Raw genomic sequence first — 13,501 nt, 5'->3', positions numbered from 1 at the left:
GCACCGCCCCCAGAGATCGCCAAGAGGGAAAAACTCAGCGATAGATGTAAACGATCTGGCGGTCGTTCGGGTTCACCAGAACCGTCTGCCCATTGATCTGGGCATAGCGATAAGCCGGATATTCCGGGATATCATACAGGGTCACGTCTTCGGGAATGCCGGCACCGGGCACGACCTCGCCCTCCAGATAGACCGGATCGACGGTGTTCTGGGTCACGTAGGTCGTAACTTGCGCGTCAGGTTCCTCGGTCGCGGCAGCGCCCGAGGTTCCGCCAAGCGCCGCGCCCGCGACCGCGCCGATCGGTCCCGCGACCAGGGCACCCATCGCCGCCCCCGTCACGCCGCCCACGGCGGCGTTCTGGCCGGCGCCGGCCTTGTCCGCCGCCGGGGCCTCGATCACCGTGACGCCGATCTGCTGGCGGTTGGGATACAGCGGCTCGATCTTGTCGCCGGCCTTGACGGTCAGGTAATCGCCATAGGACCAGCCGCTGAGATCGCCGGCGACGACCTCGCACCAATTGGCGCTTTCGATACAGCCGCTTACGGTGACTTCGGCGCCCGACTTGATCGAGCCGATCACCTCGTTCTGCACGCCGGGACCCGAACGAACGTTCAGATCGGTGCCGGCCGTGGCCATGGTCTGGGCCTGGGCCGCGCCCGCCAGTGCGATCGCGGCGGCGGTGGTGGTCATGAACAGCTTGCGCATCGTTCGTCTCCTTGTTTGCCGATCCGGGCTTGCGGATCATTGGCGATCCAACCCCGCCCGCCGCAAGGACGTTCCTGCGCCGCCATCAACAGGACATCACTTTTTATTGCCGCCGCGGCGGGAACCCGCCCACTTTGACAAGGCTGGGGCAGCGTGATCATCTATCGCCAAATCGCCAAGGAGGCCGAAGCCGATGACCAAGCATTCCACCGATCTGAAAACCCTGCTGCGCGACCCGTCGCTGCTGGAAACGCGCGCCTTCGTTGCCGGCGAATGGGTCGATGCCGATGACGGTGCCACCTTCGATGTGGTCAATCCCGCCCGCGGCGACGTGATCGCGAAGGTCGCCGATCTGACCCGGTCCGAGGTTGCCCGCGCCATCGACGCCGCCGCCCAGGCGATGAAGGGCTGGGCCGCGAAGACGGCCAAGGAACGCGCGCAGGTGATGCGCAAGTGGTTCGACCTGATGATGGAAAACCAGGACGACCTGGGCCGCATCCTGACCGCCGAGATGGGCAAGCCCCTGGCCGAGGCCAAGGGAGAGATCGCCTATGGCGCCAGCTTCATCGAATGGTTCGGCGAAGAGGCCAAGCGCGTCTATGGCGAGACCATCCCGGGCCACCAGCCCGACAAGCGCCTGACCGTGATCCGCCAGCCGGTCGGCGTCGTGGGCAGCATCACGCCGTGGAATTTCCCCAATGCGATGATCGCGCGCAAGGCGGGACCGGCGCTGGCGGTCGGCTGTGGCTTCGTCGCCCGTCCCGCCGCCGAGACGCCGCTTTCCGCGCTGGCGATGGCGGTGTTGGGCGAGCGCGCGGGCCTGCCCAAGGGCATCCTGTCGGTCGTCACCTCGTCGCGGTCATCGGAGGTCGGCAAGGAATTCTGCGAGAACCCCAAGGTCCGCAAGCTGACCTTCACCGGCTCGACCGAGGTCGGCCGCATCCTGCTGCGCCAGGCCGCCGATCAGGTGATGAAATGCAGCATGGAACTGGGCGGCAACGCGCCCTTCATCGTCTTTGACGATGCCGATCTGGACGCCGCGGTCGAGGGCGCGATGGCGTCGAAATTCCGCAATAACGGCCAGACCTGCGTTTGCGCCAACCGGATCTATGTGCAGGCGGGTGTCTATGACGCATTCGCCAAGAAGCTGGCCGCCGCCGTGGACAAGCTGCGCGTCGGCGACGGGCTGGAAGACGGCACCACCACCGGGCCGCTGATCAACGAGGACGCGGTGGAGAAGGTCGAAGAACATATCAAGGACGTGCTGGATGGCGGCGGCGATGTCGTGACCGGCGGCAAGCGGATCGACGGCCTGTTCTTCCAGCCGACCGTGGTGACCGGCGTCAACGATGGCATGAAGGTCGCGACCGAGGAAACCTTCGGCCCGCTGGCGCCGCTGTTCCTGTTCGAGACCGAAGACGAGGTCGTGGACAAGGCCAACGCGACCATCTTCGGACTGGCGTCCTATTTCTATGCCCGCGACGTGGGCCGGATCACCCGGGTTCAGGAGGCGCTGGAATACGGCATCGTCGGCGTGAACACCGGGATCATCTCGACCGAAGTGGCGCCCTTCGGCGGCGTCAAGCAGTCGGGCCTGGGCCGCGAGGGCAGCCACCACGGCATCGATGATTATCTGGAGATGAAATATATCTGCCTGTCGATCTGACGGCGGATTTGCGGCGTGGCGGAACGATTGGCTTCCGCCGCGCATTTTGTCGGCGAACGGCGCCGCGGAAGCGGTGCCTTGGCATCAATCAGGGAAGGCTCGTCATGGAAGGTTTCGGCTGGATTCTGTCCATCATTCTCGGCGCGATTGCAGGCTGGATCGCGGAAAAGATCATGAAAAGCGATCACAGCCTGGTCGTGAACATCATCCTGGGCATTCTGGGCGCGCTGGTCGGGAACTGGCTGTTCCGCGCGCTGCTGGGCGGCACAGCCGGCGGCGTCATCGGACAGCTTGTGGTCGCGGTCATCGGTGCCTGCATCCTGATATGGCTGGGCAGGCTGGTCCGCAGCAAGACCTGACGGCCACGGTCACGGACCATGAAAACGCCGGCGCGGGTTTCTCCGCGCCGGCTTTCCCTTGTGCAGACGGTCGGCCTAGCGGTCGTCCTCATCCTCATCGTCGCCGCTGTCGGGCAGGTTGAAGAAACTGTCCGCATCCACCTCGCGCTGCGGCTTTTCCTCTTCGTCCTCGTCCCTGGACAGCGAGAAATTCTCCAGCCCGGCGATGGCGGTGGGCAGGCGCGGTTCCTCCCCGCTCATCGCCAGCGAGGTTTCGGTGCTGACCAGCTTGCGCCGTTCGTCATCGGTCATCACCTCGCCGTCGGCGGCGCGTTTCTTGGCCGCCTTCTGGACAGCGGCATCCAGTTCGGTCTGGCGGCACAGGCCCAGCGCGACCGGGTCGATCGGCTGGATGTTGGAGATGTTCCAATGCGTCCGGTCGCGGATCGAGTTGATCGTGGGCTTGGTCGTGCCGACCAGCTTGGCGACCTGGGAATCGGCCAGTTCGGGATGAAATTTCACCAGCCACAGGATCGCGGCGGGGCGGTCCTGACGCTTGGACAGCGGCGTGTAGCGCGGCCCGCGACGCTTTTCCTCGCCCTCGGCGGCAGGATTGTATTTCAGTTTCAGCGAATAGGCGGGATCGGCCTCGCCCTTCTTGATCTCGGCCGGCTCAAGCTGGTGCGAGGCCACCGGATCATAGCCCTTCACGCCGGCAGCCACGTCGCCATCGGCGATGCCCTGCACTTCCAACTCGTGCAGACCGCAGAAATCGCCGATCTGCTTGAAACTCAGCGTGGTGTTGTCAACCAGCCAGACGGCGGTAGCCTTGGCCATCAGCGGCTTGTTCATGTCTTTCTCCTTCGCATCTCGGCCCCGAGGATGGCCTTCATCAGCCGGGAAAACGGCTTTCGGCGGGTGCCATTCCTCGTTTTCGGGGGGAATTGCGGGTGGATATAGCGATTTCGTCGGCACGGGAAAAGGGGAATCGCACGAATCTCGGTGCGCGGCGGCATTTGGCGGGCTAGACTTGGACCATGAAACGCCTGTCCGCCCTTCTTGCCGCGATGCTTTGGGCAAGCCTTGCAGTGCCGGCCGCCGCCCAGGACCGCGCCGGCCGGTTCGATTATTACGTCCTGTCGCTTGGCTGGTCGCCCTCCTGGTGCCGTGCGACGGGGGATTCCCGCGATGCCGGGCAATGCGACGCCGGCGGCAAGACCGATTTCATCGTCCATGGGCTCTGGCCGCAATATGAACGCGGCTGGCCGCAGGATTGCGCCTCGGACGATCGCGACCCGTCGCGGCGGGACAGTCAGGCGATGGCGGATCTGATGGGCTCGGGCGGACTGGCCTGGTATCAGTGGAAGAAACATGGCCGCTGTTCGGGGCTGTCGGCGGCCGGCTACTTCGCGGCCACCCGCGAGGCGGCGACGCGCGCGCGCATCCCCGGTGTGTTCGACGGCCTGTCCCGCGACATCACGCTGCCGCCCTCGGTCATCGAGGATGCCTTCATCGAGGCCAATCCGGCGCTGACCCGCGACGGCATCACCGTCACCTGCCGGTCCGAGGCCCTGCAGGAGGTCCGCATCTGCCTGACCCGCGATCTTCAGCCACGCGACTGCGCGCCCGATGCGCGGCGCGATTGTTCGCGGCGTTCGGTCCTGATGGAAAAGGTGCGCTGAACCGACGGCCCCGCCCGGCCCCGGGATGCGGCCACCGAACCGAAAGCGCCGTCGAAGATCCCTTCAGCCCGCCGAGGTGCCCAGCGTCTTGCGGGCTCGGGCGACCATATCACGCATTTCCTTCAGGCTCATCGCGCCGAAGACGGCCTCGTCTCCGGCGACGAAGGCGGGCGTCCCCATCAGGCCCATATGATCGGCAAGCTGGAAGGACAGGGCGATGTGGTCACTGACACGCTTGGCGTCCATCTCGCGGCGCAATTGCGCCTCATCCAGTCCGACCTCACGGGCGACGCGCATCACCGTCGGTTCGGCCGCGCGCACCTTCAATTTCATCAGCGCCTCATGGAACTGCCAGTATTTTCCCTGGCTCAGCGAGGCCAGCGAGGCGCGGGCCGCAAATTCGCTGCCGGGCCCGAAGACCGGCCATTCGCGATAGACGACGCGAAGCTGCGGATCGGACAGGATCAGCCTCTGCACCGTGCCGACCATCTTCCGGCAGAAGGGACAATTGTAGTCGAAGAACTCGGTCAGCGTGACATCGCCCTGCGGATTGCCCAGAACCGGAGCATTGGGCGAGCGTTCCAGCGCCTTGCGCAGTTCCTCGGGCATCGGGTTGGGCCGGTCCTGCGCGAAGGCCGGCAGCGCGGCGGCACCGAGCGCGGCACAGGCGGTCAGCAAATGGCGGCGGGTCGGCATGGGCGTTCCTTTCGGGTCGTCATCGGATGTCGCACCCGGACAGGGATAGAAGGCCGTCGGATGCGGGAACAGTCACGTTTCGGTGGGGTCGGACATGCGATCTGCCGCCGATGCCGGCGGGTTTCCTTTGGAAAATGGGTGATTCGGCCGCATTCTGTCCGGATACATCCCAACTGGACAGGAACCGCCATGCCCCGTCTGACCGTTTCCGCCGCCATTGCCGCGCTGCTGGCCCTGCCTGCTGTCGCGCAAGAGACGCCGACACCCGTTCCCGTGATCCCCGCGCCGCAGACACAGGCCACGCCGCAGACCGGCGACGCCCAGGGCGAAACCCGGCCCCAACCGATCGCGCCGGCGCGGAAAGCCACCTGCTCGGATCGCAAGCAGGTGACGTCGTAATCGGGCCCGCGGCCCGCAACTCCGTGCCGCGACGGGCGGGATGCGGGTTCATTTCTTGCGGCCCGGCCGTTTCGACCTTTTGCAGATCTTCGCCTGCGGATCGAGGCGGACGTATTCGCGCGCGCTGATCCGGTTGATCGACAAGGACCGGTTCCAGCCGCCGAACCATTCCCGGCGGATCCCGTTGCGGTAATATTCACCCATGATCTGATCGACCAGCGGCGGGATGATCGTGGTGCCGGGGATGCGCGGCGCGTGAAAGCCGATCGTCAGTTTCGGGCCCAGACAGGCATTGGGCAGCGTAGTCAGAATCGTGCAGGCCGAATCGCAAACGCCCCGGATGCGGATCGGACGGCTTGACCGCGCCAGTTCGGCCCGCCGCCGGACCATCTGCAGGACATTGCCGCCCTTGTCGTTCCAGATATCCAGATAGCCATCGGTCACGCGCATCTCGGCCGCCGCCGGCAGCGGCGCCAGGGCCAGCGCGACCAGCAGCGCGATCCGGGCCGCCTTCATCGACCGCGCTCGGGCGCCGGCAGCCGGGGGCCGGCCGGCGGCGGCGCGACAAGGACAAGGGCAAGCATCAGCCGGGCCATGGTCGTGGTCATGGCAACAGTATCGGCGGAAGCAAGCCGGCGCGAAAGCCGTCAGTCGCTCCTGTCACGCAATCGTCAGGTCTTGTGCGCGGCCCTTCCCTGACCGGGCGGAATCGCTTATCTGCGGCCCATGCAGCAGAACCCGCCCGATCTTCGCCCCGACCTTGCCCGCGCCCGCATCCCCGAACAGCGGCGCGACGGTCAGCCGACCATCGGCATGGTCAGCCTGGGTTGCCCCAAGGCGCTGGTGGACAGCGAACGCATCCTGACGCGCCTGCGCGCCGAGGGTTACGCGATCAGCGCGGATTACGCGGGCGCGGATGCGGTGGTCGTCAACACCTGCGGCTTTCTGGACAGCGCCAAGGCGGAATCGCTGGATGCGATCGGCGAGGCGCTGGCCGAAAACGGCCGGGTGATCGTCACCGGCTGCCTGGGGGCGGAGCCCGACTATATCACCGGCGCGCATCCCCGCGTCCTGGCCGTGACCGGACCGCATCAATACGAACAGGTCCTGGATGCGGTCCATGACGCGGTCCCGCCCGCGCCCGATCCGTTCATCGACCTGCTGCCCGCCAGCGGCGTCAGCCTGACGCCGCGCCATTACAGTTATCTCAAGATCTCAGAGGGCTGTAACCATAAGTGCAAGTTCTGCATCATCCCCGACATGCGCGGCCGCCTGGTCAGCCGCCCGGCCCATGCGGTGATCCGCGAGGCCGAAAGGCTGGTCGAGGCCGGGGTCCGCGAGCTTCTGGTCATCAGCCAGGACACCAGCGCCTACGGCCTTGACCGCCGCCATGCCGAGGAACGCGGCCACCGCGCCCATATCACCGATCTGGCCCGCGACCTTGGCTCGCTGGGGGCATGGGTGCGGCTGCATTATGTCTATCCCTATCCGCATGTGCGCGACCTGATCCCGCTGATGGCCGAAGGACGGGTGCTGCCCTATCTGGACATTCCCTTCCAGCACGCGCATCCTGACGTGCTGCGCCGCATGGCCCGGCCGGCGGCGGCGGCGAAGACGCTGGACGAGGTCGCGGCCTGGCGCGCGATCTGCCCCCAGATCACCCTGCGATCCACCTTCATCGTCGGCTATCCCGGCGAGACCGAGACCGAATTCCAGACCCTGCTGGACTGGCTGGACGAGGCGCGACTGGATCGCGTCGGCTGCTTTCAATACGAGAACGTCAAGGGCGCGCGGGCAAACGATCTGCCCGATCATGTCGCCCCCGAAATCAAGCAGGACAGGTTCGAGCGGTTCATGCAGAAGGCGCAGGCCATCAGCGAGGCAAAGCTCGCCGCCAAGATCGGACAGCGGGTCCAGGTGATCGTGGATCAGGTGGACGCCGATGGCGCCACCTGCCGCACCAAAGCCGATGCGCCCGAAATCGACGGCAACCTGTTCATCGACCAGGGGTTCGAGGCGCTGTCGCCCGGCGATATCGTCACCGTGACCGTGGACGAGGCCGGCGAATACGACCTGTGGGGTCACATGTGAGCCTGCGCAACCGGCTGCCCGCCTTCATCAGCGATCACTACGAGGTCCATGAATGGCGCCATGCCAGCGCGATCCTGGCCCATGATTTCCCCGACGAATGGCGCGATATCGTCGATGTCCTGACCGCGTTCCGGCTGCGACGCGAATGGATCGAAGTCGGCGGCGGCAACAAGTCGCGCGTCTCGGCCTTCATCGACGGCGCGCTGGCGCGGCGCGGATGGTCCGAACGCCAGTTCCGGACCGGCATCGTCGTGGACGATTCGCTGACCGAAAGCCCCACGCACAAGGTGGACTGCTTCAAGAACGGCATCGGCCTGGAAATCGAATGGAACAACAAGGATCCGTTCTATGACCGTGATCTGAACAATTTCAGGCTGCTCTTCGATCTGCGCGCGCTGAGCGTGGGCGTGATCGTCACCCGATCCGACGCGCTGCAACGAATCTTCAGGACTTTGGGACGAGGATCGTCCTATGGCGAATCGACGACGCATATGTCCAAGCTTCTGCCGCGGATTGAAGGTGGCGGCGGGGCCGGTTGTCCGCTATTGGTATTCGGGATCACCGAAGCACTATATGTAGAAGGGCGAGGCGATGAACAGCGCGAGTGACGATCTTCTGGCGGCAGCCGGATCCACGCGTTTCGGCACCATCCTCGCCGATCCGCCCTGGCAGTTCCAGAACCGCACCGGCAAGATGGCGCCAGAACACAAAAGGCTGTCGCGCTATCCGACCATGACGCTGGACGACATCTGCGATCTGCCGGTCGAGGCCATCGCAGCCGCGCGCGCGCACCTGTATCTGTGGGTTCCGAACGCGCTGCTGCCCGAAGGGCTTCGGGTCATGGATCAATGGGGCTTCAGATACAAAAGCAACCTGATCTGGTACAAGATCCGCAAGGATGGCGGCCCGGACCGTCGCGGGGTCGGCTTCTATTTCCGCAACGTGACCGAAATCCTGCTGTTCGGGGTGCGCGGCAAGGATGTGCGGACATTGGCGGCGGGCCGGTCGCAGGAAAATATCCTCGTCACCCAGAAGCGCGAGCACAGCCGCAAGCCCGACGAACAATACGGTCTGATCGAGGCGTGCAGCTGGGGCCCCCGGCTGGAAATGTTCGCACGCGGTCCGCGCGAGGGCTGGAATGTCTGGGGAAACCAGGCCCAGCAATACGAACCCGACTGGCCGACCTATGCCAACCATTCGCAAAGCAACGTCGTGAAGCTGCGCGAATAGGGGCTTTTGGGAACTGTCTTCTGGCCAGTCGGCATCTTCGGGATCCAGCGCTTCGATCCGCCGTCCCTGTGGCGGCGCCAGCCGGACGTGGCTTTGCCACCCCCGTGGCGCGGGACGCACCGCGCGCGCGCACCGACCCGCATCATCCGGCTGCCGATCACCGGTTTGACGTGCCGGTTCGGCGTCCTATCCTGCGCAGGCGGCCCAGAAGACCGATGACGCCGTTTTGCGGGGGATGCCCTTGATTCAGACGATGATCACCATCAGCCCGGCTTTCGACCCCGACGGCGCCCCGCGCAAGCCCGGCGCCCTGTGCATCGGTGCGCAGAAGGCGGGGACAAGCTGGCTGGCGCAGATGCTGGGCCAGCATCCGCAGGTCTGGATCCCGCCCTTCAAGGAGGTGCAGTATTTCAACCACCGCTTCATCCCCGGACACCGCCGCTGGATCGGCTGGCACTATCGCAACAAGCCGGCCGAGATCCGCGACCGCCATGCCAGACGCGACGTGCCGGTGCCACCGGAACTGGATGCCTATCTGGACGGGCTGACGGCTGGCCGGATGTTTCACAACCAATGGTACAAGCGCGTCTTCTTTCCCGCCCCCGCCCATGCCGTGCCGATGGATTTCACGCCCGAATATTCGACCCTGCCCGAAGACGGCGTGGATTTCGTGGCGGGCTTTCTGAAGAAGGCCAAGATCGTCTACCTGATCCGTCACCCGGTCGACCGCGCCATCTCGCAGCTTCGGATGAATCTCCGGCGCGAAAGGCGCGTGCCCGCGACCAATTCAGACTGGCGGGCCGAGCTGGACAACCCCGTGCTGCTCGATCGCGGCGATTACGCGACCTATCTGCCGCGCTGGCGGGCGCGGTTTCCGCAGATGATGGTGATCCCCTTCGGCCGCATCGCGCGCGAGCCCGACCTGCTGATGGACGAGATCGAGGATTATCTGGGCATCGGCCCCTTCCCCTACATGAACCTGCGCCAGAAGGTCTTTGCCAATCCCGCGGGCCTGCAACCCCCGCCCGAGACGGTCGAGGCGCTGACCGAAAGGCTGGCTCCGCAGATCGACTTTCTCGCCCGCGAGATGGGCTCCGATTTCGTCGACCGGCTGCGCTGACCTTTTCGCCGCCCGCGCTTTGGCCTACATAGCCTGCAAAACCTTCAGGAGATTCCGATGGCGTCCTATCAGTTCGTGTATCACATGGACGGCGTGTCCAAGACCTATGCCGGCGGCAAGAAGGTGTTCGAGAACATCCGCCTGAACTTTCTGCCCGGCGTCAAGATCGGCGTGGTCGGCGTCAATGGCGCCGGCAAATCCACTCTGCTGCGCGTGATGGCCGGTCTGGACAAGGATTTCACCGGCGAGGCCTGGGCCGCGAAGGGCGCGACCGTGGGCTATCTGCCGCAGGAGCCGCAGCTTGACCCGGCGCTGAACGTGCGCGGCAATGTCATGGAAGGTGTGAAGGCCAAGCAGCAGAAGCTGGATCGCTACAACGAACTGGCGATGAACTATTCCGACGAGACGGCCGAGGAAATGGCCGCGTTGCAGGATCAGATCGACGCCGAGGACCTGTGGGATCTGGACAGCCAGATCGACGTCGCGATGGAGGCTTTGCGCTGCCCGCCCGACGATGCCGATGTCGAGACCCTGTCGGGCGGCGAACGGCGCCGCGTCGCGTTATGCAAGCTGCTGCTGGAAGCACCGGACATGCTGCTTCTGGACGAGCCGACCAACCACCTGGACGCGGAAACCATTGCCTGGCTGCAAAAGCACCTGATCGAATACAAGGGCACGATCCTGATCGTGACGCATGACCGCTATTTCCTCGACGACATCACCGGCTGGATCCTGGAACTGGATCGCGGCCGCGGCATCCCCTACGAGGGCAATTACTCGGCCTGGCTGGAACAGAAGGCCAAGCGGCTGGAACAGGAAGCGCGCGAGGACAAGTCCAAGCAGAAGGTTCTGGAACGCGAACTGGAATGGATTCGCGCCGGCGCCAAGGCCCGTCAGGCCAAGCAGAAGGCCCGGATCAACGCCTATAACGAGATGGCCGGCCAGTCCGAACGCGAGAAACTGTCCCGCGCGCAGATCATCATCCCGAATGGCGAACGCCTGGGCAACAAGGTGATCGAGGTCGACGGCCTCAAGAAGGCCATGGGCGACAAGCTTTTGATCGAGGGGCTGGATTTCAGCCTTCCGCCCGGCGGCATCGTCGGCGTGATCGGCCCGAACGGCGCCGGCAAATCGACCCTGTTCCGGATGCTGACCGGGCAGGAACAGCCCGATGACGGCGAAATCACCTATGGCGACACGGTGCACCTGTCCTATGTCGATCAGTCCCGCGACGCGCTGGAAGCCGGCAAGACCGTGTGGGAGGAAATTTCCGGCGGTGCCGAACAGATCGTTCTGGGCGACGCGCAGATGAACAGCCGCGCCTATTGCAGCGCCTTCAACTTCAAGGGCGGCGACCAGCAGAAGAAGGTCGGCCAGCTGTCGGGCGGGGAACGCAACCGCGTCCACATGGCCAAGCTGCTGAAATCGGGCGGCAACGTGCTGCTGCTGGACGAACCGACCAACGATCTGGACGTCGAGACGCTTCAGGCGCTGGAAGCCGCGTTGGAAGATTTTGCCGGCTGCGCGGTGATCATCAGCCACGACCGCTTCTTCCTCGATCGCCTCTGCACCCATATCCTGGCCTTCGAGGGCGATGCCCATGTCGAATGGTTCGAAGGCAATTTCGAGGCCTATGAACAGGACAAGGTGCGCAGGCTGGGACCGGACAGTATCGAGCCGAAGCGGGTGAAATACAAGAAGTTCACCCGCTAACCCGCCACGCTGGCCACCAATCCGGCGGCGGGCCCGGATGCCGGTTCAGAAAACGCGGCCGCGCCCGACCGCAGGCGGGCGCGGATGTGGCTGTGCCAGACATGTGGTCGGGCGGCCCGCCACCGCGCCGATGCCTATTCCCGCAGCCGCCAGCCGGTCGCGAAGATCCAGCGGATGATGGCAAAGCAGATCACCACCATGACCGCCACCGCGACCAGCGACACGCCGACGGGCACATCGGCCAGCCCGAAGAAGGCCCAGCGAAAGCCCGAGATCAGGTAGAGAACCGGATTCAGCTTGGCCACCGCCTCCCAGAAGGGCGGCAGCATCGAGGCCGAATAGAAGGCGCCGCCCAAAAACACCAGGGGCGTGATGACCATCAGCGGGATCAGTTGCAACTGCTCGAACGACCGGGCCCAAAGCCCGATGATGAAGCCCAGCAACGAAAAGCCAAGCGCGGTCAGGAACAGGAAGGCCATCATCCAGAACGGATGCAGGATATGAACGCCCACGAAGAAGAAACTGGTCGCCAGGATCACCAGCGCGATCAGCATCGCCTTGACCGCGGCCGCGCCGACAAAACCCGCCGTCACCTCGATCCAGCCGACGGGCGAGACCAGATATTCGTAGATCGTGCCCGAGAATTTCGGGAAATAGATCCCGAAACTGGCATTGCTGACCGATTGCTGAAGAATCGTCAGCATCATCAGGCCGGGCACGATGAAGGCGCCGTAGGGCACGCCCTCGACCGACTGGATACGTCCGCCGATCGCCGCGCCGAAGACCACGAAATACAGCGTCGTCGAGATCACCGGCGACAGCATCGACTGCATGATGGTGCGGAAGAATCGCATCATCTCGTGATGGAAGATCGCCCAGATGCCGGGCCAGTTGACGGCCGGGCTCATGCCGCGTCCTCCGCTTTCCTGTCCTCGTTGACCAGCGTCATGAACACCTCTTCAAGGCTGGATTGCCGGGTCGAGACATCGCGCACCGTCACGCCCTCGCCGGCCAGATCGCCCAGCAGGCGCGCAATGCCCGTGCGCTCGGCCCGCGTGTCGTAATCATAGCGGATCGCGCGCCCGTCTTCGGACAGAACCAGACCGCGATCCGCGACCGATTTCGGAACCGCCGTCAGCGGCGCATCCAGTTCGATGGTCAGGGATTTCCTGCCGAACTCGCCCATCAGGTCGTCCTTGGGCTTCATCAGCAGCAATTCGCCCCGATTGATGACACCGATGCGGTCGGCCATCTCCTCGGCCTCTTCCAGATAATGCGTGGTCAGGATGATGGTCACGCCGTCGCGGCGCAGCCCTTCGACGACCTGCCACATCTCGCGGCGCAGGGCCACATCGACCCCCGCCGTCGGTTCGTCCAGAAACAGCACCCTGGGCTGATGCGACAGCGCCTTGGCGATCAGCACCCGCCGCTTCATCCCGCCCGACAATTCGCGCGTCATCGCGGCGCGCTTGTCCCACAGGGCCAGCGACCGCAGCACCTGTTCCAGATAGGCATCGTCGGGCCCCGCGCCATACAGGCCGCGCGTGAATCGCACCGTGTTCCAGACCGTCTCGAACGGCTCCAGCGCGATTTCCTGCGGGACCAGCCCGATCAGCCGCCGCGCGGCGCGCCAATCGGTGCGGATGTCGTGGCCGCCGACGCGGACGGTGCCGCCCGTAGGCACGACCAGCCCGCAGATGATCGAGATCAGCGTCGTCTTGCCTGCCCCGTTCGGGCCCAGCAGGGCCACGATCTCGCCCTCGGCAATCTCCATGCTGACGCCTTGCAGCGCCGTGGTGCCGCTGCCGTATTGCTTCGACAGATCGTCGATTTCGATGATATTCGTCATCCCTCGTTTCC

At 65.0% G+C, this 13,501-nt stretch carries 15 protein-coding genes; 9 read left to right on the top strand and 6 right to left on the bottom strand.

Features of this window, described 5'->3' with window-relative positions; all coding sequences use genetic code 11:
• Window positions 1-34: 34 nt before the first annotated feature.
• Window positions 35-706, bottom strand: coding sequence for a DUF1236 domain-containing protein (locus AC13CR_RS05455; protein ID WP_292957592.1), 672 nt, complete (start codon window positions 704-706; stop codon window positions 35-37).
• Between the two features lie 193 nt (window positions 707-899).
• Here AC13CR_RS05455 and AC13CR_RS05450 point away from each other — a divergent pair, with 193 nt between their 5' ends.
• Both AC13CR_RS05450 and AC13CR_RS05445 read left to right on the top strand, forming a co-directional pair.
• Window positions 900-2,372, top strand: a complete 1,473-nt coding sequence (locus tag AC13CR_RS05450) for an NAD-dependent succinate-semialdehyde dehydrogenase (RefSeq protein WP_292957595.1) — start codon at window positions 900-902, stop codon at window positions 2,370-2,372.
• A 104-nt stretch (window positions 2,373-2,476) separates the two neighbouring features.
• Window positions 2,477-2,731: a GlsB/YeaQ/YmgE family stress response membrane protein gene (locus tag AC13CR_RS05445; RefSeq protein WP_292957598.1), complete on the top strand. Its 255-nt coding sequence runs from the start codon at window positions 2,477-2,479 to the stop codon at window positions 2,729-2,731.
• A 75-nt stretch (window positions 2,732-2,806) separates the two neighbouring features.
• On the opposite strand, the gene AC13CR_RS05440 is transcribed toward AC13CR_RS05445, so the two are convergent.
• Window positions 2,807-3,562 (bottom strand): DUF1013 domain-containing protein, encoded by a 756-nt coding sequence (locus AC13CR_RS05440; protein WP_292957601.1) that lies wholly within the window; start codon window positions 3,560-3,562, stop codon window positions 2,807-2,809.
• A 185-nt stretch (window positions 3,563-3,747) separates the two neighbouring features.
• On the opposite strand from AC13CR_RS05440, the gene AC13CR_RS05435 reads away from it, so the two are divergent.
• Complete coding sequence (locus tag AC13CR_RS05435) at window positions 3,748-4,392, top strand: ribonuclease T2 family protein (RefSeq protein WP_292957603.1); 645 nt, start codon at window positions 3,748-3,750, stop codon at window positions 4,390-4,392.
• A 63-nt stretch (window positions 4,393-4,455) separates the two neighbouring features.
• On the opposite strand, the gene AC13CR_RS05430 is transcribed toward AC13CR_RS05435, so the two are convergent.
• Window positions 4,456-5,088 carry a DsbA family protein gene (locus AC13CR_RS05430; protein WP_292957606.1) on the bottom strand — a complete coding sequence of 211 codons (633 nt, stop codon included), beginning with the start codon at window positions 5,086-5,088 and terminating at the stop codon, window positions 4,456-4,458.
• A 189-nt stretch (window positions 5,089-5,277) separates the two neighbouring features.
• Here AC13CR_RS05430 and AC13CR_RS05425 point away from each other — a divergent pair, with 189 nt between their 5' ends.
• The gene (locus AC13CR_RS05425) at window positions 5,278-5,487 is read left to right on the top strand and encodes a hypothetical protein (protein WP_292957609.1); all 210 of its coding nucleotides are present in this window, start codon (window positions 5,278-5,280) and stop codon (window positions 5,485-5,487) included.
• Between the two features lie 48 nt (window positions 5,488-5,535).
• On the opposite strand, the gene AC13CR_RS05420 is transcribed toward AC13CR_RS05425, so the two are convergent.
• Window positions 5,536-6,003, bottom strand: coding sequence for a hypothetical protein (locus AC13CR_RS05420; RefSeq protein ID WP_292957612.1), 468 nt, complete (start codon window positions 6,001-6,003; stop codon window positions 5,536-5,538).
• A gap of 210 nt (window positions 6,004-6,213) precedes the next feature.
• Here AC13CR_RS05420 and rimO point away from each other — a divergent pair, with 210 nt between their 5' ends.
• The 5 genes from rimO (at window position 6,214) to ettA (ending at window position 11,641) form a co-directional block, all read left to right on the top strand.
• Window positions 6,214-7,578, top strand: a complete 1,365-nt coding sequence (rimO, locus tag AC13CR_RS05415; RefSeq protein WP_292978229.1) for a 30S ribosomal protein S12 methylthiotransferase RimO — start codon at window positions 6,214-6,216, stop codon at window positions 7,576-7,578.
• Window positions 7,575-8,186: a BglII/BstYI family type II restriction endonuclease gene (locus AC13CR_RS05410; RefSeq protein WP_292957618.1), complete on the top strand. Its 612-nt coding sequence runs from the start codon at window positions 7,575-7,577 to the stop codon at window positions 8,184-8,186. Before rimO ends, AC13CR_RS05410 begins: the two co-directional genes overlap by 4 nt.
• On the top strand, window positions 8,170-8,808 hold the full coding sequence (locus tag AC13CR_RS05405) for an MT-A70 family methyltransferase (protein WP_292957621.1): 639 nt from the start codon (window positions 8,170-8,172) through the stop codon (window positions 8,806-8,808). The genes AC13CR_RS05410 and AC13CR_RS05405 overlap by 17 nt, the downstream gene beginning before the upstream one ends.
• 253 nt (window positions 8,809-9,061) lie before the next feature.
• The gene (locus AC13CR_RS05400; protein ID WP_292978230.1) at window positions 9,062-9,928 is read left to right on the top strand and encodes a sulfotransferase family protein; all 867 of its coding nucleotides are present in this window, start codon (window positions 9,062-9,064) and stop codon (window positions 9,926-9,928) included.
• A gap of 57 nt (window positions 9,929-9,985) precedes the next feature.
• Window positions 9,986-11,641 (top strand): energy-dependent translational throttle protein EttA, encoded by a 1,656-nt coding sequence (gene ettA / locus AC13CR_RS05395; protein ID WP_292957627.1) that lies wholly within the window; start codon window positions 9,986-9,988, stop codon window positions 11,639-11,641.
• A gap of 134 nt (window positions 11,642-11,775) precedes the next feature.
• On the opposite strand, the gene AC13CR_RS05390 is transcribed toward ettA, so the two are convergent.
• Window positions 11,776-12,549, bottom strand: a complete 774-nt coding sequence (locus AC13CR_RS05390) for an ABC transporter permease (RefSeq protein WP_292957630.1) — start codon at window positions 12,547-12,549, stop codon at window positions 11,776-11,778.
• Window positions 12,546-13,490: an ABC transporter ATP-binding protein gene (locus AC13CR_RS05385; protein ID WP_292957633.1), complete on the bottom strand. Its 945-nt coding sequence runs from the start codon at window positions 13,488-13,490 to the stop codon at window positions 12,546-12,548. The genes AC13CR_RS05390 and AC13CR_RS05385 overlap by 4 nt, the downstream gene beginning before the upstream one ends.
• Window positions 13,491-13,501: the final 11 nt, after the last annotated feature.

This window comes from Paracoccus sp. L-17, from assembly GCF_056857655.1.
This window is presented reverse-complemented; position numbering and strand designations above follow the sequence as displayed.

Bases quoted from the DNA above. Each gene is read 5' to 3' on its own strand.
- AC13CR_RS05400 (WP_292978230.1), top strand. From the start codon at position 9,062: ATGATCACCATCAGCCCGGCTTTCGACCCCGACGGCGCCCCGCGCAAG.
- AC13CR_RS05445 (WP_292957598.1), top strand. From the start codon at position 2,477: ATGGAAGGTTTCGGCTGGATTCTGTCCATCATTCTCGGCGCGATTGCA.
- AC13CR_RS05450 (WP_292957595.1), top strand. From the start codon at position 900: ATGACCAAGCATTCCACCGATCTGAAAACCCTGCTGCGCGACCCGTCG.
- AC13CR_RS05435 (WP_292957603.1), top strand. From the start codon at position 3,748: ATGAAACGCCTGTCCGCCCTTCTTGCCGCGATGCTTTGGGCAAGCCTT.
- AC13CR_RS05440 (WP_292957601.1), bottom strand. From the start codon at position 3,562: ATGAACAAGCCGCTGATGGCCAAGGCTACCGCCGTCTGGCTGGTTGAC.
- AC13CR_RS05420 (WP_292957612.1), bottom strand. From the start codon at position 6,003: ATGAAGGCGGCCCGGATCGCGCTGCTGGTCGCGCTGGCCCTGGCGCCG.
- rimO (WP_292978229.1), top strand. From the start codon at position 6,214: ATGCAGCAGAACCCGCCCGATCTTCGCCCCGACCTTGCCCGCGCCCGC.
- ettA (WP_292957627.1), top strand. From the start codon at position 9,986: ATGGCGTCCTATCAGTTCGTGTATCACATGGACGGCGTGTCCAAGACC.
- AC13CR_RS05430 (WP_292957606.1), bottom strand. From the start codon at position 5,088: ATGCCGACCCGCCGCCATTTGCTGACCGCCTGTGCCGCGCTCGGTGCC.
- AC13CR_RS05405 (WP_292957621.1), top strand. From the start codon at position 8,170: ATGAACAGCGCGAGTGACGATCTTCTGGCGGCAGCCGGATCCACGCGT.
- AC13CR_RS05425 (WP_292957609.1), top strand. From the start codon at position 5,278: ATGCCCCGTCTGACCGTTTCCGCCGCCATTGCCGCGCTGCTGGCCCTG.
- AC13CR_RS05390 (WP_292957630.1), bottom strand. From the start codon at position 12,549: ATGAGCCCGGCCGTCAACTGGCCCGGCATCTGGGCGATCTTCCATCAC.
- AC13CR_RS05385 (WP_292957633.1), bottom strand. From the start codon at position 13,490: ATGACGAATATCATCGAAATCGACGATCTGTCGAAGCAATACGGCAGC.
- AC13CR_RS05455 (WP_292957592.1), bottom strand. From the start codon at position 706: ATGCGCAAGCTGTTCATGACCACCACCGCCGCCGCGATCGCACTGGCG.